Annotated in this window: 11 protein-coding genes; 8 read left to right on the forward strand and 3 right to left on the reverse strand. The window is 32.8% G+C overall.

Features of this window, described 5'->3' with window-relative positions:
* The first annotated feature begins 50 nt into the window (after nt 1-50).
* From CELLY_RS11735 to CELLY_RS11765, 7 genes are all read left to right on the forward strand, one after another.
* Nucleotides 51-1,109: a carbohydrate-binding family 9-like protein gene (locus CELLY_RS11735; RefSeq protein ID WP_013621897.1), complete on the forward strand. Its 1,059-nt coding sequence runs from the start codon at nt 51-53 to the stop codon at nt 1,107-1,109.
* Nucleotides 1,096-2,220: a family 10 glycosylhydrolase gene (locus tag CELLY_RS11740; RefSeq protein WP_042257438.1), complete on the forward strand. Its 1,125-nt coding sequence runs from the start codon at nt 1,096-1,098 to the stop codon at nt 2,218-2,220. Before CELLY_RS11735 ends, CELLY_RS11740 begins: the two co-directional genes overlap by 14 nt.
* A 12-nt stretch (nt 2,221-2,232) precedes the next feature.
* Nucleotides 2,233-4,557: a glycoside hydrolase family 20 protein gene (locus CELLY_RS11745; RefSeq protein WP_322500032.1), complete on the forward strand. Its 2,325-nt coding sequence runs from the start codon at nt 2,233-2,235 to the stop codon at nt 4,555-4,557.
* Nucleotides 4,558-4,561: 4 nt separating this feature from the next.
* Nucleotides 4,562-6,775, forward strand: coding sequence for a GH92 family glycosyl hydrolase (locus CELLY_RS11750; protein WP_013621900.1), 2,214 nt, complete (start codon nt 4,562-4,564; stop codon nt 6,773-6,775).
* Nucleotides 6,776-7,046: 271 nt separating this feature from the next.
* Nucleotides 7,047-10,154 carry a SusC/RagA family TonB-linked outer membrane protein gene (locus tag CELLY_RS11755; RefSeq protein WP_013621901.1) on the forward strand — a complete coding sequence of 1,036 codons (3,108 nt, stop codon included), beginning with the start codon at nt 7,047-7,049 and terminating at the stop codon, nt 10,152-10,154.
* Nucleotides 10,155-10,158: 4 nt separating this feature from the next.
* Nucleotides 10,159-11,643 carry a SusD/RagB family nutrient-binding outer membrane lipoprotein gene (locus CELLY_RS11760; RefSeq protein WP_013621902.1) on the forward strand — a complete coding sequence of 495 codons (1,485 nt, stop codon included), beginning with the start codon at nt 10,159-10,161 and terminating at the stop codon, nt 11,641-11,643.
* A gap of 134 nt (nt 11,644-11,777) precedes the next feature.
* Nucleotides 11,778-14,081, forward strand: a complete 2,304-nt coding sequence (locus tag CELLY_RS11765; protein ID WP_013621903.1) for a GH92 family glycosyl hydrolase — start codon at nt 11,778-11,780, stop codon at nt 14,079-14,081.
* 32 nt (nt 14,082-14,113) lie between these two features.
* On the opposite strand, the gene CELLY_RS11770 is transcribed toward CELLY_RS11765, so the two are convergent.
* From CELLY_RS11770 to CELLY_RS11780, 3 genes are read right to left on the reverse strand one after another with little or no spacing between them, the layout of a single operon-like run.
* Complete coding sequence (locus CELLY_RS11770) at nt 14,114-15,388, reverse strand: hypothetical protein (protein WP_013621904.1); 1,275 nt, start codon at nt 15,386-15,388, stop codon at nt 14,114-14,116.
* Nucleotides 15,389-15,438: 50 nt separating this feature from the next.
* Entirely contained in the window at nt 15,439-16,149 is a 711-nt protein-coding gene (locus CELLY_RS11775) for a response regulator transcription factor (protein ID WP_013621905.1), read from the reverse strand.
* On the reverse strand, nt 16,149-17,540 hold the full coding sequence (locus CELLY_RS11780) for a sensor histidine kinase (protein ID WP_013621906.1): 1,392 nt from the start codon (nt 17,538-17,540) through the stop codon (nt 16,149-16,151). The genes CELLY_RS11775 and CELLY_RS11780 overlap by 1 nt, the downstream gene beginning before the upstream one ends.
* A gap of 242 nt (nt 17,541-17,782) precedes the next feature.
* On the opposite strand from CELLY_RS11780, the gene CELLY_RS11785 reads away from it, so the two are divergent.
* Nucleotides 17,783-20,206 (forward strand): DUF5916 domain-containing protein, encoded by a 2,424-nt coding sequence (locus CELLY_RS11785; RefSeq protein ID WP_013621907.1) that lies wholly within the window; start codon nt 17,783-17,785, stop codon nt 20,204-20,206.
* Nucleotide 20,207 lies beyond the last annotated feature (1 nt).

Genomic DNA, 20,207 nt, shown 5'->3' on the forward strand with positions numbered 1-20,207 from the left:
AGCAACTAAATTATATTAACGTTAAAAAAAAGTTACTAATAATAAAGAATATGAATATAGAACCTTCTATAAAAATTAAGAGAATTATAGCTATTTTTCTTTTCCTAACGTATTTATGCTGCGCGTCTTTATTAGCGCAAAATACACCTAAAAAATATATAGCACACAAGGCATTAAATAGTTTAGAAATAGATGGTTTAGCTAATGAGGAGTCTTGGGAAAATGCTAAATGGACAACCGAATTTATAGATATTGAAGGTGATAAAAAAGCAACGTATAAAACTAGAGTAAAAATGCTTTGGGATGATACTTATTTGTATTTCTTTGCTTTGTTAGATGAGCTTCATATATGGGGCGATATTACAAAAAGGGATGCAGTTATTTTTCATAATAATGACTTTGAAATTTTTATAGATCCGCCTGGTACCACCCATAATTATATGGAGTTAGAGATAAACGCACTAAATACAGTATGGGATTTGTTGTTAACAAAAACATATAGTCAAGGTGGTGCTGCCATTAATAATTGGGATATAAACGGATTAAAAACTGCCGTGCATATTAACGGAACTTTAAACAACGCTAATGATACAGATAAAAGCTGGTCTACAGAAATTGCTATTCCTTGGAAATCACTTTTTGAACCCTCTAAAATAGCAGAAATACCAGTGAATAATTTTTGGCGTATAAATTTTTCTAGAGTACAATGGCAACATAGTTTAATAGATGGTAAGTATGTTAAAAAGAAAGATGCTAATGGCAAAGCTTTACCAGAGTATAATTGGGTTTGGTCTCCACAAGGCGTAATTAATATGCATAAACCTAACACATGGGGATATGTTTATTTCTCTGATAAAACTAAGGAAAATATAAATTGGAGCATTCCAAAGGATGAGCATATAAAATGGTATTTGTATAAAGTGTTTTTAAATTATGTAGAAAATAATAATGAAAAAGAGATACAAGACAAATCTATATTAGGAGCTTTAGTGAGTCCAAAATTAGAGAAGCATAAAACCGGATTTAACATCTGGGTAAAAAGTCCTTTTACAAACAAAATATTAGTAATTAAAGAAGATGGTAAATTTAGTAGTAATGAAGCAGAATAAGGTATTTTTAAGGGTAATAAGTGTTCTTTTACTTTGCTCTTTATTTTTTTCTTGTGAAGAGAAAAAACAAGATAAGAATGTAGTAGAAATGCAAGATGCTGTAACAGATAGTTTTACATTTTGGACTTGGATTTCGGCCAGTAATGAAAAAGAAGATACTGCTTACCAAGAGGAATTTGCTAAATATAGCGCAAACGGAATTACAGATGTGCTAATTAATACAGGTACAGATCCAGAGTTGTTAAAAAGAATAGTTCCTTTTGCAAAAAAAGAAGGGTTAAATGTACACGCTTGGATGTTTACTGTAAACAGGCCAGGAGATGCTACTGCAGAACAACACCCAGAGTGGTACGCGGTTAGTAGAAATGGTAAGTCTTGTTTTGATGAGCCACCATATGTAGGGTATTACAAATGGTTGTGCCCAACAAGAAAAGAGTCTAAAGCACATATATTAAGTTTGGTAGAAGGTTTGGCAAAGGTTGAAGATGTAGCAAGTGTACATTTAGATTATATTCGTTATTCAGATATTTTTTTACCAATTGGGTTACTACCAAAATACAATTTAGAACAAGAAGTAGAGTTACCTGAGTTTGATTTTTGTTACTGTGACGTATGCGTAGCAGAGTTTGAAAAGGAGCACCATAAAAACCCTAAGGAGTCTAAAAATCCAGCTATAGATATGGAGTGGAAACAATTTAGGTTAAATAAAGTAAAAGCTATTGTAGATGAAGCTTATACCATAGCGCATAATAACAATAAAATATTAACCGCAGCAGTATTTCCTTACCCAGAAATGGCAGACCATATGGTTCGCCAACGTTGGGATAAATGGAATGTAGATAAAGTACTACCAATGATTTATCATAACTTTTACAATGAAGAAATAGATTGGATTGGTTATGCAACAGGACAAGGTGTAAAAGACCTTAAAAATTCTAATACAGAGCTGCATACTGGTATTTATGTGCCAAATATGTCTGTTTCAGATTTAGAAAAAGCAATTCTATTAGCAAAAGATAATGGAGCAAAAGGAGTCTCTATCTTTGATGGTAATGCACTTACAGATGAGCAATATGCGGTAATAAAAAAACTAAGTAAGAAATTTAATTAAACGTATTTCATTTTGAAAAAACTTAACTACCACATAACCATTTTTCTACTGTTATTAATGTTTGGTTGTACAACTAAAAAAGAAAAAAAATTTACAGAAGAAGAAATTAATATTATTCCTAAGCCTGTATTTACAGAGTTACATAAAGGTAGTTTTAGTTTTAATGGAAATACAAAATTGGTTGCAAGCACAAAAAATGAACAAAAATTATTAGCGTCTTTTTCTCAAAAGTTTAAACAAGTCTCAGGTGTAAAATTAGCTGTGGTAGCTAGTGCTCCTTCTTCTAATTTTTTACAGTTTAAAATTGTAGATTCATTACCTTATGAAGGCTATAATTTAGTAATTAATTCTAATCATATAACCGTATCTGCAAAAACGTATTCTGGTTTTGTATATGGATTAGAAACTATAAAACAGTTACTTCCTGCTAGTATAGAGAGTGCAAACTTTGTGCAAAAAGAGTGGGTAGTTCCAGCAATAGAAATTAAAGATAATCCTCGTTTTAAATGGCGCGGACTAATGTTAGATGTGTCTAGACATTTTTTTGAGGTAGATTATATTAAAAAAACGTTAGACCGTATGGCAATGCTAAAAATGAATACATTTCATTGGCATTTGGTAGATGATCAAGGATGGAGAATAGAAATTAAAAAATATCCAAAACTAACGTCTGTTGGTGGTTATAGGGTAAACCAAGAGGATAAAGGATGGAACGCTAGACCAAATGCACCTTTAGGAACAAAAGCTACTTACGGAGGTTTTTATACGCAAGAGCAAATAAAAGAAGTAGTAGCCTATGCAAAAGAAAGAGGTATAACTGTAGTGCCAGAAATAGAAATGCCAGCACACGTTAGTAGTGCAATAGCTGCATACCCAGAGTTTTCTTGTTTAGGAGAGCAAATTATGGTTCCGTCTGGTGGTGTTTGGCCAATTACAGATATTTACTGTGCTGGTAAGGAAGAAACATTTACTTTTTTAGAAGATGTATTAACAGAGGTTATGGAGTTGTTTCCGTCTAAATATATACACATTGGCGGAGATGAAGCTACAAAAACCAATTGGAAAACTTGTACACATTGTACCTCTAGATTACAAACAGAAGACTTAGCAAATGTAGATGAATTGCAGAGCTATTTTATTAAAAGAATAGAACGTTTTATAAGTTCTAAAAATAGGGTTTTAATTGGTTGGGATGAAATTTTAGAGGGCGGTTTGGCTCCAGGAGCAACCGTTATGAGTTGGCGTGGTGTAAAGGGCGGTCTAGAGGCATCTGCAGAGGGGCATAATGTTGTAATGACACCTGGTACGCATTGTTATTTTGATCATTACCAAGGAAATCAAGATCAAGAACCTTTAGCATTTGGTGGTTATACTCCGCTTAGCAAAGTATATGAGTTTAACCCAGTGGTAGATAAAATGACTCCAGAGCAGGAAAAACACGTGTTAGGCGGACAAGCAAATTTGTGGGCAGAGTATATACCAACAGAACAACAGTCCGAGTATATGATATTTCCTAGACTGGCTGCTATGTCTGAGGCTCTGTGGACACCAACGACACATAAAAACTGGGCTAATTTTTCAGGTAGAGTAAAAGAGCTGTTTAAGCGTTATGATGTTATGGGTGTTAACTATGCTAAAAGTGCTTATCAGGTAACTACAGATACTAAAGTTGATATAGAAAAAGGTGAATTATCAATCTTATTAAAAAATGAATTTCCAGATTCAGATATTAGATACTCCGTAGATGGTTCTTTGCTTTCACAGTCATCTTCACAATATCAAAATACAATTCAACTAAATAAAACAGCTACGTTAAAGGCTGCAATGTTTAAAAATAATAAACAAGTAGGGCCAACCTTAACTAAAGAGTTTAATTACCATAATGCGGTTGGTAAATATGTGGTTTATAACACTAAGTATCATAAAAATTACCAAGGAGAGCAACAGCTTGGTTTGGTAAATGTATTAAGAGGATCTAAAAATTTTCACGACGGACAGTGGCAAGGTTGGTTGGGTAATAATATGGATGTGGTAATAGATTTTGATGTAGAAACAGCGTTTTCTGCAGTAACAGTTGGTACACTAGAAAATCAAAGTTCAGGAATTTATTTTCCTTTAAAAATAGAAGTCTTTACATCAGAACATAGAAAAAAGTTTACCAAAGTTGCAGAGGTTACTAGACCATTTAAAGTAAGCAATGCATCAGAATTAAAAGATTTTAAAATCAATTTTAAACCAACTAAAGCTAGGTACATAAAGGTGGTGGTAACTAATTTAAAAAGTCCGCCTAATGGCGGTGGTGCTTGGTTGTTTGTAGATGAAATTATTGTAGAATAGAATTATGAGTATAAAATTTAAAATTTTAAGTATTGTTTTAGTTGTAGTAAGTTTTGCCTTTGGTCAACAACCTGTAGACTACGTAAATCCATTTATAGGAACCTCTAATTTTGGAGCAACAAATCCTGGAGCAATTGCGCCAAGAGGTATGGCAAGTGTATCTCCTTTTAATGTAGCAGTACAAAAAGATGCTGGTTGGCTGTCTAACCCTTATGTTAAACAATACAATTTTTTAACAGGATTTACGCACGTAAACTTAAGTGGAGTTGGTTGTCCAGATTTGGGAGTTATTTTAACTATGCCAACTACAGGAGATTTAAAAACAAACCATATGCAATACGGAACCACTTACACAGATGAGGTTTCTAAAGCAGGCTATTACTCAGTTAACTTATCTAAATACAATATAAAAACAGAACTAACTGCAACAACAAGAGTAGGAGTGTCTAGGTATACATTTCCAGCAGGAGAATCTAACATACTTTTAAATTTAGGACTTGGCTTAACTAATGAGCAAGGCGCAACGGTAAAAGTGGTATCTAATACAGAAATTGAAGGAATGCGCACAGTTGGCTCTTTCTGTTACAATAGTCCAGAACAGGCTTACCCAGTATATTTTGTTGCTAAATTTTCTAGTCCAGCAGATGAGTTTGGAGCTTGGAAAAAACCATACAAATATAATGGAGTAGAAGCACAATGGATGGGGTACAATGGTAAAACTAGACTAATGAAAGGCTTTACAAGAGAAGTTGTAGGTGATAGTATTGGTGCTTATATGCGTTACAATTTTAAAAAGAAAACCACTGTTGAGGTAAAAATTGGTGTGTCTTACGTAAGTATAGAAAATGCTAGGGAAAATTTAGAAAAAGAAACAGCTAATAAAAATTTTGATGATGTATATGCCACCACAAAAGCGGCATGGAACAAGACTTTGTCTACTGTAGAGGTAAAAGGAGGTTCTGCAGATGATAAAACAATATTTTATACAGCTTTATACCATACACAAATACATCCAAATACTTTAAATGATTATAATGGAGATTATCCTGAGATTGCAACAGGTAAAATAGGAAATACCAAAGGCACTAGATACACCGTTTTTTCGCTTTGGGATACCTACAGAAATTACCATCCTTTAATGAGTACATTGTACCCAGAGCAACAATCTAATATGGTAAATAGTATGTTATCTATGTACAAAGAAAATGGTTGGTTGCCCAAATGGGAGTTAAATTCTACAGAAACTTTTACAATGGTAGGTGATCCTGCGCCAGTTGTAATAGCAGATACATATTTGCGCGGTATTAGAGATTTTAATGTAGAGGAGGCTTATGCAGCAATGGTAAAAGGAGCTACAGAATTAGACAATAATCCGTTACGACCAGGTAATAAAGAGTATTGGAAAAATGGATATTTAAGTGTAAACGGAGGAGCTGAAGGTCCTGTTTCTACAACTGAAGAATATAATATAGCAGATTTTGCCATTTCTCAACTAGCAAAAGAATTGGGTAAAAAGGCAGACTATAAAAAGTTTTATAATCAATCTTTATCCTATAAAAAATTATTTGATAGTAAGTTAAAACTACTAAGACCTAAAAATAGTGATGGTAGTTGGTACACACCTTTTGATCCGTATAAAGGTGCAAATTTTGAGAAAAATGTGGGTTATATAGAAGGTAATGCTTGGCAATATGCCTTTATGGTTCCCCACGATATTAAAGGCTTAATGAAGCTAATGGGCGGTAAAAAACAATTTGTATCTCACCTAGATTATATTTTTGATAATAACCAGTTTGATATGGCTAATGAGCCAGATATTGCTTATCCTTTTTTATATAACTACAGCAAAGGAGATGAATGGAAAACTCAAAAACGTGTGCAGCAATTAATAAATACATATTTTACAAATACACCATCTGGCTTACCAGGTAATGATGATACAGGTACAATGTCTGCTTGGGTGGTATATGCAATGATGGGTATATATCCTGTTAGTCCGGCTACACCAGTTTATACCATAACTACACCCAGGTTTTCATCAGTCACAATTCATTTAAATACTACATACTACAAAAACAAAACGTTAACAATTAAACGAACAGGAAATGTTAATGGAAAAATTAACAGTATCCGTTTAGATAATAAAGACCTTAAAGGGTATTTTGTGTCTCATAAAAACTTACTTAATGGCACTGTTTTAGAAGTAAGACTAGAGTAATAGCTATTGTTTAACAAGTTTTCTTATTTGTAAGTGTCTTATTCTGTAGTGTTTGTAGGTTTTTGCTGTAGTTATTTTTAAATGCGCATTTGTTTAAGATAAAACTGAGGAATTAATAATTAAGCCTCTGTATTTTTAACACCTCCTTATATTGTCGCTTAGCTTTTCCACAAAGTTGTTAGTCGAATTAATTTCTGCTTTTAACATTAATACGTAAAATTTAAAGTTAAATTAACTAATAACTAACTTAACAATTAAAACTCATTTAAGTATGCAAAAACAAACACATTACTTATTGTTGTTTGTGCTATTTCTCCTTACTAGTGGTATGGTAGCGCAAAACAAAACTGTGACTGGTACGGTTACAGATGAAGCAGGAGTACCTTTACTAGGGGTTAATGTTTTAGAAAAAGGAACATCTAATGGTACATCTACAGATTTTGATGGTAAATACACAATAACTGTAGCAAGTAACTCTTCAATATTAGAGTTTACTTCTATAGGTTATACTGCAAAAAGTGCTGCAGTAGCAGGGAAAACTACACTTAACGTTTCTTTAGTTGAAGATGCAGAGCAATTAGGCGAAGTAGTTGTAACAGCTTTAGGTATTAAAAAAGAAGCAAAGGCATTAGGGTATTCTTTAACAGAAGTTGGAGGAGACGAGCTATCTAATGTAAAACAAGTTAGTGCAATTAACTCATTACAAGGTAAGGTTGCAGGTGTAAATATTACCCAAAACTCAACCGGTGCTGCTGGTTCTAGTAGAGTTATTATTCGTGGTAACAGTACATTAACAGGTAACAACCAACCTTTGTATGTTGTAGATGGTATTCCTATTGGTAATGAAAATAGTGGATCTGCAGATTTGTATGGTGGTAGTGACGGAGGTGACGGTATCTCTAGTATAAATCCAGACGATATAGCATCTGTAAGTGTACTAAAAGGTGGTGCAGCTGCAGCTCTTTATGGTTCTAGAGCAGGTAATGGTGTAATTATTATTACAACAAAAAAAGGTACCCAGAAAAAAGGATTGGGTGTAGAAATTAGTAGCTCTGTTACTTTTGATGAGGTAGATACTTCTTTAACAGATTTTCAAACATCATATGGACAAGGTACAAGGGGTAGAGTACCTGCTAACCAGTCTGAAGCTTTTGATTTAGGATTGTCTTCTTGGGGTCCAAAATTAGATGGTTCTAGCGTTGTACAATGGGATGGGCAAGAAAGACCTTATTCTTATGTAGGCGATAACAGAGATCACTTTTACAGAACAGGTACTACGTTTATAAACACAATAGCAATTACAAGTGGTTCTGAAAAAATGAGTTACAGGCTTTCTGTATCTGACTTAGATAATGAAGATATTGTGCCTAACTCAGGTATTAACAGAAAATCATTTTCTTTAAATACAAGTGCTGTATTAGCAGACAAGTTAACAAGTCAGGTTAATGTAAAATATATTGTAGAAAATGTGAACAACAGACCAAGATTGTCTGATGCTCCTGGAAATGCAAACTATACTGTTGCATTATTATCTCCAAACGTAGATGTACGTGATATGAATCCGGGTGCAAACCCAGATGGGTCAGAAAGAGGATACTCTGCAAACATTTACTCGCAAAACCCTTATTTTTCTGCATACAATTTTAGTAATGAAGATTTAAAAAACAGAATTATAGCATCTACATCTTTACGTTATGATATTTTAGATTGGTTGTATGCATCTACACGTGTTGGTGTGGATCATTACACAAGAAAATCTACATCTATAGAGCCTTGGGGAACAGCATACAAACTTTTAGGAGGTATGAACGAGACTGAAGGTAGATATACACAAATAGATGCTGATGTAATGCTAGGTATAGAGAAAAGTATAACAGATAAGTTTGCTGTTGATGGGTTGGTTGGTGCAAATACAAACCACGTTAAGTCAGAAACTTTAATTTTAGGAGGAGACAATTTTGTTGTTCCTGGTTTTGAAGATATATCTAACCTTAGAGACCAAAGTAGAAGTAGAGAATTTCAAGAAAGAAAAATTTCTGGTATTTATGGATCTTTAGGATTTTCATATGATAAATGGGCTTACTTAACTTTTACAGGAAGAAACGATTGGTTTTCTACATTATCTTACCCAGGCAAAACTACACCTAATGACGAGTTTTACTTCTCTGTAAATACAAGTGTTATTTTATCAGATTTATTAGAACTACCTAACTTTATAGACTTTTTAAAAATTAGAGGAGGTTATTCTGGTGTAGCTGGTGGTGGAGACATTGCTTATCAATTAGCACCAACATACCAAATTTTTGGACAAGGTCATCAAGGGCAAACTTTAGGTAGAATTAACGGAAACTCTGTTCCTAACCCAAATTTAGTTCCTTGGGAAAAAGACGAAACAGAAATTGGTTTAGATCTTAGACTTTTTGGAAACAGACTTTCTTTTGATATTGCTTATTACCAAAATGAAACTTCTAAGGATATTGTAAATATATCTACATCTGTATTTTCTGGTTATGAAAGTGCAACGGCTAACATTGGTAAGTTAGAAAATAAAGGTATAGAGTTTTTAATTTCTGGTACACCAATACAAACAGATAATTTTAGCTGGAACACAAGCTTTAACGGGTCTTATAATAAAAGTGAAGTTACTGCTACTAATGATGAGGGTACACCAATTAGCTTAGATGAGCCAAGAACACAAAACGCAAGAATTACACACGTTGTAGGTGAGCCTTATGGTTCTATAGTAGGTGTATCTTATAATAGAGATGATGCTGGTAACATTATTTATGATATAAACTCAGAAGGTGTGCCAATTGCACAAGAAGGAGAGCGTAAAATATTAGGAGAAGGTGTACCACCATTAACTTTAGGTTGGAGTAATACCTTTAGATATAAAGATTTTAGCTTAGGCTTTTTAATTGACGGTAAATTTGGCGGACAATTATTGTCTGGTACTAATGCTTTAGGTTACAGTACAGGTTTACACAAAGAAACTTTAAAAGGCAGAGAAAACGGATTAGTAGTTACTGGTATAGACGGTGACACTGGTCAAGAATTTACAACTACTGTTGCACCAGAAGATTTACAAACATACTATGGAAGAATTAGTCGTATTGCAGAGGAATTTGTAGAAGACTCTGATTACATAAAGTTTAGAGAGTTTAGTTTAGGGTATTCATTACCAGAAAAAATGCTAGAAAAAACATTTATAAGTAGTGTAAATGTATCAGTAATAGCAAGAAACTTATTCTACATTTCAAGAAGTATAGATAATGTAGATCCAGAAAGTACATACAACTCAGGTAACTCACAAGGTTTAGAATATTTTGGTGTACCATCAACTAGAAACTATGGTTTTAGTCTAAATGTAAAATTTTAAGAACATGAGAAAAATATTATTTATATTATCATTTGTATTAGTTCTTGGAGCCTGTGATAAAGGTTTTGAAGAGCTAAACGTTAACCCAACAGCACCAAATCAGGTGCCGGCTACCACTAAGCTTAGTGCTGCTCAACTATACACATCAGGTGAACGTTATGAGAACTGGAGAGCAAATTTAATATACTCTTCTACAATGATGCAGCATTTATCTACAACAGCAGGCTATTGGTCTGGAGATAAATATACATGGAACAAAGGCTATGCATCTTCTATGATAGATCGTATTTACGGTAATGCTATAAAAACCGTAGAGGATATGCTTGTTCAATTAGATGAAGAAGAACAGCCAGAAGAAATGAAAGCTATTACTAGAATAATGAGAGTTTTTATTTACCACAGATTAACAGATTTGTATGGTGATGTTCCTTACTCTGAAGCTGGTAAAGCGGTACTAACAGGAAACCTAACTCCTAAATATGACAAGCAGAGTGATATTTATGCAGATATGCTAAAAGAGTTAGAAGAGTCTGTTGCAGTATTAGGTACCGGAGTTTCTGGTTTTGGAGATGCAGATTTAATGTTTCAAGGAGATCAATCTCAATGGAAAAAATTTGGAAATTCTATGATGCTAAGGTTAGGTCTACGCTTAATAAAAGTAGATCCTGCTGCGGCTGAGGCTTGGGCAACTAAAGCAATAGCTGGTGGCGTAATGGAATCTAATGATGATATTGCATACATACAACATACTGCTGGCCCAGAGGGAATAAATAAAAACGGTAACGGAGAAGTTTTTACAGCAGATAGCAACCCTAGAATGAGTAAAACGTTTATAGACTTTTTACAGGGAGATCCTAGACTGCCAATTTTAGCAGCTCGTAAAAGTGATGGTAGTACTAATGTTGCAGATTTAAAAGGTTTGCCAAACGGATTAGATAGCCAGTTATTAGAGGAGTCTACAGGAGAAAAAGATACAGATTTATATGCAGAACCTAACAGAAGTATTATTACTGGTGAAGGTGCGCCAATGTTTTTTCAGACTTATGCTGAGGTAGAGTTTATGCTTGCAGAAGCAGCAGAGCGTTGGGGGTTAGCAGGTGGTAATGCAGAAGCACACTACAATGCAGGAGTAAGAGCAGCAATGAAAATGTTAGCAATTTATGGTGATGCCGCTATTATAGATGATGCAGATATAGATGCTTATTTAACAGCAAACCCGTTTGATGCAGCAAATGCATTAGAGCAAATTAACACCCAATATTGGGCTGCAACTTTTTTAAATGAGTATGAAGCTTTTGCTAATTGGAGGAGAACAGGTTTCCCTAACCTAACACCAACAAATTATCCTGGTAATGAAACAGGAGGTACAATACCAAGAAGGTTAACGTACTCTACAAGCGAGCAAAGTAATAACCCAGACAACTATGCTGCGGCAATTGCATCTCAAGGTCCAGATGTACTTACCACAAGAGTATGGTGGGATAAATAGTTTTTTAGTGTAATTATTTAGTTTTTTAAGGGGAGGAAAATTATTCCTCCTCTTTTTTTAGTTAAAATACGGCACAAATAACCTTAAATTAGTAAAATATTATCCATAAAAAATAGTGTAAACAATCTCAAAAAATGAAATTAATAAAAATACTTTTTCCCCTAATTGTACTTGTAACAACTGCTGTAGTAGCACAATCTAACACGGGAGTTTCTTATGTAGATTATGTAAACCCATTGGTAGGTTCAGACTCAGAGTTTGCATTGTCTAACGGTAATACTTACCCTGCAATAGCTACACCGTGGGGAATGAACTTTTGGACGCCCCAAACTGGTAAAATGGGAGACGGCTGGGGATATACCTACGATGCTTTAAAACTTAGAGGTTTTAAACAAACCCACCAACCAAGTCCGTGGATTAATGATTATGCAGCATTTTCATTATTTCCAGAAACAGGAAAATTAAAAATTAATGAGGACGAGAGAGCTTCTTGGTATTCACACAAAGCAGAAATTAGTAAACCACATTACTACAGTGCTTACTTGGCAGACTATGATGTAACTACAGAAATTACACCAACAGAAAGAGGCGCCCAATTTAGGTTTACGTTTCCTGAGTCTAAAAAATCTCATATTCTTGTAGATGGTTTTTTTAAAGGTTCTATGGTAAAAATAATACCAGAAGAGCGCAAAATTATTGGGTATTGTAGAAATAATAGTGGTGGCGTACCGGGTAATTTTCACAATTATTTTGTTTTAGTTTTTGATAAAGATTTTGATGAGATTTTAACTTGGAAAAAAGAAAAGGAAGAAAAAGAACAAACATCTTATAATAAGGTAGCAGAGGGTTACCACGTTGGTGCAGCTATCAGTTTTTCAACAAAAGATGGGGAACAAGTTACAGCAAAAGTAGCATCGTCTTTTATTAGTTTAGAGCAAGCAGAAATCAACCTAAAAAGAGAAATAGGAGATGATACTTTTAATCAGACTAAAGAAAAAGCTGCTGCAGCTTGGAATAAAGAGTTAGGCCGTATGGAGGTTGCAGGTGGTACTGTAGAAGAATACAGAACATTTTACACCGCTTTGTACAGAGTTTTATTGTTTCCAAGAAAGTTTTATGAGCTAAATGCAGCTAATGAAATAGTACATTACAGTCCATATAACGGAGAAGTTTTACCTGGTTATATGTTTACAGATAATGGCTTTTGGGATACATTTAGAGCTGTTTTTCCATTTTTCACAATAATGTATCCAGAGTATTTAAGCAATGTAATGCAAGGCCTTGTAAATACGTATAATGAAAGTGGTTGGTTACCAGAGTGGGCCAGCCCTGGACATAGAGATTGTATGATAGGGTCTAACTCTGCTATAAACATTGCTGATGCTTATTTAAGAGGTATTAGAGGGTATGATATTGAAACCTTGTATGAAGCCGTTGTTAAAAATTCAACCCGTAAAGGACCTGTTAATTCTGTTGGTCGTTTTGGAGCTGAATTTTATAATAATTTAGGATATGTGCCTTATGATGTTGGCGTAAATGAAAATGCAGCACGTACTTTAGAGTATGCTTTTGCAGATTGGAGTATTGCAGAATTGGGAGAAGCATTAGGAAAGCCTAAAAAACAGGTTAAGTTATTTAGAGAACGATCTTTAAATTATAAAAATGTATTTGATCCTAAAATAGGTTTTATGCGTGGTAAAAATAAAGATGGTTCATGGGCAACTACATATACACCAGACAAATGGGGAGATGCTTTTACAGAAGGTGCTGCTTGGCACTGGACGTGGTGTGTTTTTCATGATCCGTTAGGTTTAGCAGAAGACTTTGGAGGTGTAGCTAAAATGCGCTCTAGGTTAGACGATGTTTTTACTGCAGCACCCACTTTTAATGACTCTTACTACGGACAACAAATACACGAAATTACAGAAATGCTGGTTGCAGATATGGGGCAATATGCACACGGAAACCAACCTATACAGCACGCAATTTATTTGTACAATTGGTTAGAACAACCTTGGAAAACACAAATGCACGTGCGTAATGTAATGGATAAGTTATATTCTTCTGCACCAGATGGTTTATGTGGTGATGAAGATAACGGGCAAACATCTGCCTGGTATGTGTTTTCTGCTGCTGGTTTTTATCCTGTAACTCCAGGAACTGGAGAATATGCTTTGGGTAGTCCGTTGTTTAAAAGTGTAAAAATGCATTTAAGAAACGGTAAAACATTTACAGTTAATGCCCCAAATAATAGTAAAGAAAATATTTATATTGATGAGGTACAGAAAAACGGAAATAGCTATACTAAAAACTACATTACGTATGATGATATTATGAGTGGTGCAACTTATAATTTTAGTATGAAAAACACACCAAACAAGAGTAGAGGAACGGCTAAGGAAGCTAAACCATACTCAATGTCTGTAACAAAAAAATAGTTTATAAAATTAAGAACTGGGTTGTGCTTTACTTAAGGCATAACCCAAGTTCCTATATGTGATTTGTTGTTTAATGTATACCCTAATTTATAAGCATTAGAAGCTGTTATTTCTATAATTTTACCAGGCGCAGGTATAATGTTATTTTGTAAAAGCAGTCTGTTGTAAATTGCTACATCTTTAGTAGAAACAGCTTTTCCGTTTTTTATAATACTGGTACCGTTAATTTCTAAAAGCAATTTGTCTTTTAAAGAGTTTATATACCCTTTTTCTTTTAAATTTTTTAAAAAGCTAGTAAGTTTTGCATTGTTATTAATAATAACAATATTATTGTCTGTTTTGTAGAACGAGAATGTATTATCTGGCGTAATGTTATATCTTTTTAAAATACTCTTGTACTGGTTAATTTGCGTGTTGGTAAGTTTTGTGCCGTTTATGTATACACCAGTTGGGTCTGTATTAAAAACAATATTATTTTTAGATTGTACCATATTATTTTTTAAAAGAGCTGTAATAAGCTCATTTTGCGCACTTGGCCAAGTATAATTAATTGTGTTTTTTAGGGTATTACTTAAGTAAGTTTTGTTACTACGCAATAACATTTTTAAAGGAGTATTAATAGCTCCTTTATGACTTGCTTCTACGCTGATTATTGCAGCTTTTTCTGCTAAACGTTTGGCTTCTTCAGCAATACGTATAGCATCTTCTTTGTAGCTTTCCAAATTAGCCTGCTCTATGCGCTTTGCTTCTCTTTGTATTCTGGCAGCTTCACGTTTCATTCTTTCTGCATCTCTAAGTAATCTATCTGCTTCACGCTGTAATTCTTCTGCTTCTCTTTTTGTTTCATCATTACCAGAAATAACTGTTTTAAGTGTTTTACCCAAGGCTTCAAACTTTGTAATAAGAGCATCAGAAGCAATACTTTTATCTAAAGACATTGTTAGCTTTTTAGAGTTTAAATTAACGTTGTAAACTTCGTTACCATTAGCATTAGATACCCAAGAATAAGTACTACCAGATTTGGTCATTTTTTTAGATTCTAATTCATTTTTTAAGACAGATACTATTTCTACATATCTTTCTTCAGGGAATTTTGCTTTAAACTTATAGCTATCATTAGTATTGCTAATAGCTATAGAAATGTTTCCGCCTTGGTTATCACTACTGGTTTTAGAATAAGACATAGAACTAGAAGAAGATGTATGTGTTGTTGGTGGTTTTGGCGGTGTTGGTATTGTTTGTGCTAGTACTGTGCTTCCTAGCAAAAATAAAATAATGTGTACTGTTAATATTGTTATTTTTTTCATAGATTTTTGTTTTTAATTTCTGTTTTTCACAGAAGTTTTTGTTGTTACTTTTACTCCTTAATTTTAAAGGTTAAGCCAACACCACGCGCACTCTCTATAGAAATGTTGTTGTCTTCTTTAAAATATTTACGGAGCCTACTAATAAAAACATCCATACTACGACCAGAGAAAAAATCGTCTGTACCCCAAACGGCATTAAGTAAATGATCTCTTTTTACCATTTGGTTTTTGTTCTCAAAAAAATAGGCTATTAATTGAGCTTCTTTTTCTGTTAGCCGTTGTGTGGTGTTGTTAAATATTAGTTGGTAATTAACAGGGTTAAAAACATAGGCGCCTATGTTGTAACTGCTGTTGTTTTTTGATTGATGAATGATTTTTTGTGTTCTTTTTAATATATTTTTTAATCGTAATACTAAAATATCTGCTTCAAAAGGTTTTACTATATAATCATCTGCTCCAAGTTTTAAACCTTTTATTTTATCTTCTTTCATTTTTTTTGCAGTTAAAAAAACAAAAGGGGTTTCTGGGCTATTGTTTATTATTTTTTCTGCTAGAGTAAAGCCATCCATTTTTGGCATCATCACATCAAAAACGCAAATACCAAAAGGAGTGTTGTTGTTAGCTTCTAACATAAAAATATCTAAAGCTTCTTTTCCATCTTTTGCCCAGGTAACTGCAAAATTGTGAATTTCTAAGTATTGTTTTAAAATACTTCCAAAATCAAAATCGTCCTCGGCTAATAAAACAGTGGTTTTTTGCATTAGTTTATTGGTGTTTTAATAGTAAACGTTGTTCCTTTATGTAATTGGCTATGTATAGCAATAGAACCATTATGTGCTTTTATAATTTGGTTAGTATAATACAAGCCTAAACCTAAACCTTTTACGTTGTGTAAATTGCCCTCTGTAACTCTGTAAAATTTATCAAAAATTAGGGGTAGGTTTTTTTCTGGTATGCCAATACCATTATCAGTTATGTTAATACAATATTCTCCGTTTATATGCTTTGTTTCTATGGTGATTTTTATAGATGCTGAACCATATTTTACTGCATTTTCTAATATGTTTAGTAACGCTGTGGTAAAATGAAATTTATCAATACGTAATAAAACCTCTGCGCTACAAACGTTGTTTACAATAGTAACGTCTTGTTGTTGTACAGATAATTTAAAATCATCAATTAAGTTTTTAAAATACTCATTATCAATAACCTGCTCTTTGTTTAGTATAATTTCTCTAGAGCTAAGGCTGTTAGTCATTACTTGATCTATTAGTTTTTGTAAACGTTCATTTTGCCTATCTACAATATTAAGTGTGCTGTTAAAAATTACTTCATTATTTTTAATTTCTTCTTTTTTAAGACTTTTAGATGCTATACTTAATGTAGCTAAAGGTGTTTTTAACTCATGCGTAATATTATTTATAAAATCGGTTTTAATAGCTGTTATTTTTTTCTGTGTTATTAAGTTTTTAATGGCGTAGTATAAAAGCCCAATAACAATTAAAAATATTAGTACAGAGGCAAAAAATAAAAAGGCCATTCTTTTATATACAATACTTTTCCAGTCTTTTATAACTATTTTATTTTCTGTTTTTACTTCTAAATCAAAGGTGTTTATTTTTATTTCATCTTTAATTTTTTCAACAAATTCTTGCTCAGAAAACCACTTAGCGTTGTTAATGGTTTTTGCGTTTTTATCTTCAAAATCTTCGCCAAATAATCTTAATTCTTTTTTGCCAGCAGAAAATATGGTGTCATTTTTAACTTTATCTAAAAGAACAACGCTAGTTAAATTCATTTTAAAATCTACATCATACCCTAAATTTACTTTTTTAAGTTCTGCTTTAAATATTTTTTTAAACTCGGTATTTAGGCTATCACTTTTTTCTTTAGACCTACTAACAATTTGGTGTTTAGATAAACGATTGTTTTTATAATCTGCTATGTAATTTTTTAAATTATCTCCCCATATATTGTACAATGAATCTAGTTTAGTATTGTCATCTATTACAGAGATAACATCTGTAGTTTCATTAATAAAAGCTTTCTTTTTTAGTTGGTAAGTATTGTTTATTAAGTACGCCTGTATAGACGATAACGCTATTAAAACTAGTATAGCGGTACTTATTAATATGGTTGTTTTGTTTTTCATTGGTTATTTTCTGCTAGTCAAAAATACCAATAAACCTACATTATGTACCGTAAACAGAAGTCGTTAACCCTTCGTTAACGTTAATATTCGCCCTGTTTATAGCATTTAAAGGTCTTTTGCTCTTTTGTTAATAGAACAATTTTTTTAGTTGCCTTGCCATTAACTGCCCTTTAACCTTGGCTTAACCAATAGTATGGTATAACAATCTCACATTTGTGTTGTCAATTAAAAAACAACCAATTATGAAAATTAGTAAAAAAACCAATATCTGTAGGTTGGTAGTCTTGTGTGTATTTGGGTTTGTACTACATAACGTAACAGCCCAAAAAAGTATAAAAATACATAAAGCAACAGAAATTATTAAGATAGATGGAGAAGCTACAGAAGCAATATGGCAGCAACATTTAGTGGCAGGTAATTTTATACAAACCTTGCCAGAGGCCGGAAAATCATCTAAACAAAAAACAGATATAGCTATTTTATTTGATGATAGTTACTTGTATGTTTTAGGTGTTTTATATGTTGATGATAAAAATGAAATTAGCAGCCAATTAACAGCCAGAGATGATGTGGGTAATGCAGATGTTTTTGGCATACAAATAGATCCTTTTGGAGAGGCTAGAGAAGGTTACGATTTTTCTGTTACAGCTGCAGGTGTACAGTCCGACCAAAAAATAACACCAACCGATACTTACGCAAATTACAATGTTGTTTGGCAGAGTAAAGTAAAATTGTATGCTACTAAATGGATTGTAGAAATGAAAATACCGTTTAATAGTATACGTTTTCCTAAAGAGGATTTAAGCAATTTTAAGATCAATTTTCAACGTATAACAAATGCTTTAAATGAAGATGCCTATTGGAACCCAATACGGTTAGATGTAGACGGATATTTAAATCAGCTAGGAAAATTAAATGGATTAAACAGTATAACGCCACCGCTTAATTTGTCTTTTAATCCGTTTGTATCTGTAGTAACAGAAAAGAGTCCTACTGGTACTAAAAATACAACTTTTAATGGCGGTTTAGATGTAAAGTATGTGCACAAAAATGCATATACATTAGATGTTTCTCTTATTCCAGATTTTAGTCAGGCACCATCAGACGATCAAATTTTTAATCTATCTCCTTTTGAAGTAAAGTTTAATGAAAATAGACAGTTTTTTGTAGAAGGTACAGAGATTTTTGACAAAGGTGGTTATTTGTATACACGTAGAATAGGAGGTGCGCCAATATCTAAAGATAACATTCATTTATCTGAAAATGAGGAGGTTAAAGAAAACCCAGTTACATCTAACATTATTAACTTACTTAAGTTTACAGGTAAATCTAAAAACGGATTGTCTATTGGTGTTTTAAACGGAATTACTGCAGAGAGTGAAGCCGAAATTAAGAATATAAATACCAATACTACAAGAAAAGTTGTAACTAACCCACTAACCAATTATAATGCAATTGTTTTAGATAAAGCATTAAAAAACAACTCATCTTTAACTTTTATAAATAACTCTGTATTGCGCAGTGGCGCTATTTATGATGCTAACTTAACAGCACTTTTGTATCGTTATTACAATAAAAACAGAACCTACTCTATGTACTTTAAAAAGGCACTTTCTCAAAAATATTTTTCTAATACGGAAGACGAGTTTGGACACGAGTACTATGGTTATGCGGGTAAAGTTAGTGGCAAATGGCGAGGAGGAGCATCTATTAAATTACTAGATGATAAATTTGACTCTAATGATTTTGGATATTTGTCTAGAAACAATGAGCTGCGCTTTAAAGGGGATTTAAGTTATACCAATAATAAGCCTAAAAAAATATTTTCTAGATATCAAGTTTTTTTAGATCACCAGCAGAGGTACTATTACAGTTTAATGAAGCAAGAGCAAACGTATTATAAATTGGGCACCTATGGTGTGTTAAAAAAAAATAATCATACTTTTTTTGCTGAATTTAGATATTTAGCTAAAGGCAAAAACTTTTTTGAAGCACGTACAAAAGATAGATATTTTAATGTGCCAGCACAAGCAGAAACCTTTTTAGAATACCAAACAAATAGTAACAAAAACATTTCATTATCTGCATATATGGTTTTGGTTAAATATTACAATTCTGATGTGTTTACAAATGAGTTTATTACGGGCTATGGTCTGCGGGCAAGAGTTGGTCAGCACTTTTCTCTTTATTTTAGTCAGGCTTTAGAAGACAAACCAAACGGAGTAGGATTTATAAAAAATGAGGAAAATGATATTGTTTTTGGTAGTAGAAAAGTAAAAGAATTAAACAACGCAATTACTTTAAATTATGCTGTAAACTCTACCTTAAATGTAAATATGCGTTTGCGTCATTATTGGATTACAGTAGATTATAATAACCAATTTACACTAAAAAATAATGGTGATTTTATGACTAATAATTTTAGTATAAATCCAGATGATTATGATGATAATTTTAATCAGTTTAATATAGATGTTTTAGCCAAATGGCAGTTTGCACCAGCTAGTGAAGTTAGTTTAGCTTGCAAACTTGGGTCTAACTACTATAATGCAGCAGTAAACTCTAATTATGGTACAAATTTAAAACGTGTTTTAGAAGAAAATAATAGCACTACAGTATCATTAAAAATGACATATTTTTTAGATGCCAATATACTTAAAAAGTGAC

The sequence above is a fragment of the Cellulophaga lytica DSM 7489 genome, assembly GCF_000190595.1.
Taxonomy (GTDB): domain Bacteria; phylum Bacteroidota; class Bacteroidia; order Flavobacteriales; family Flavobacteriaceae; genus Cellulophaga; species Cellulophaga lytica.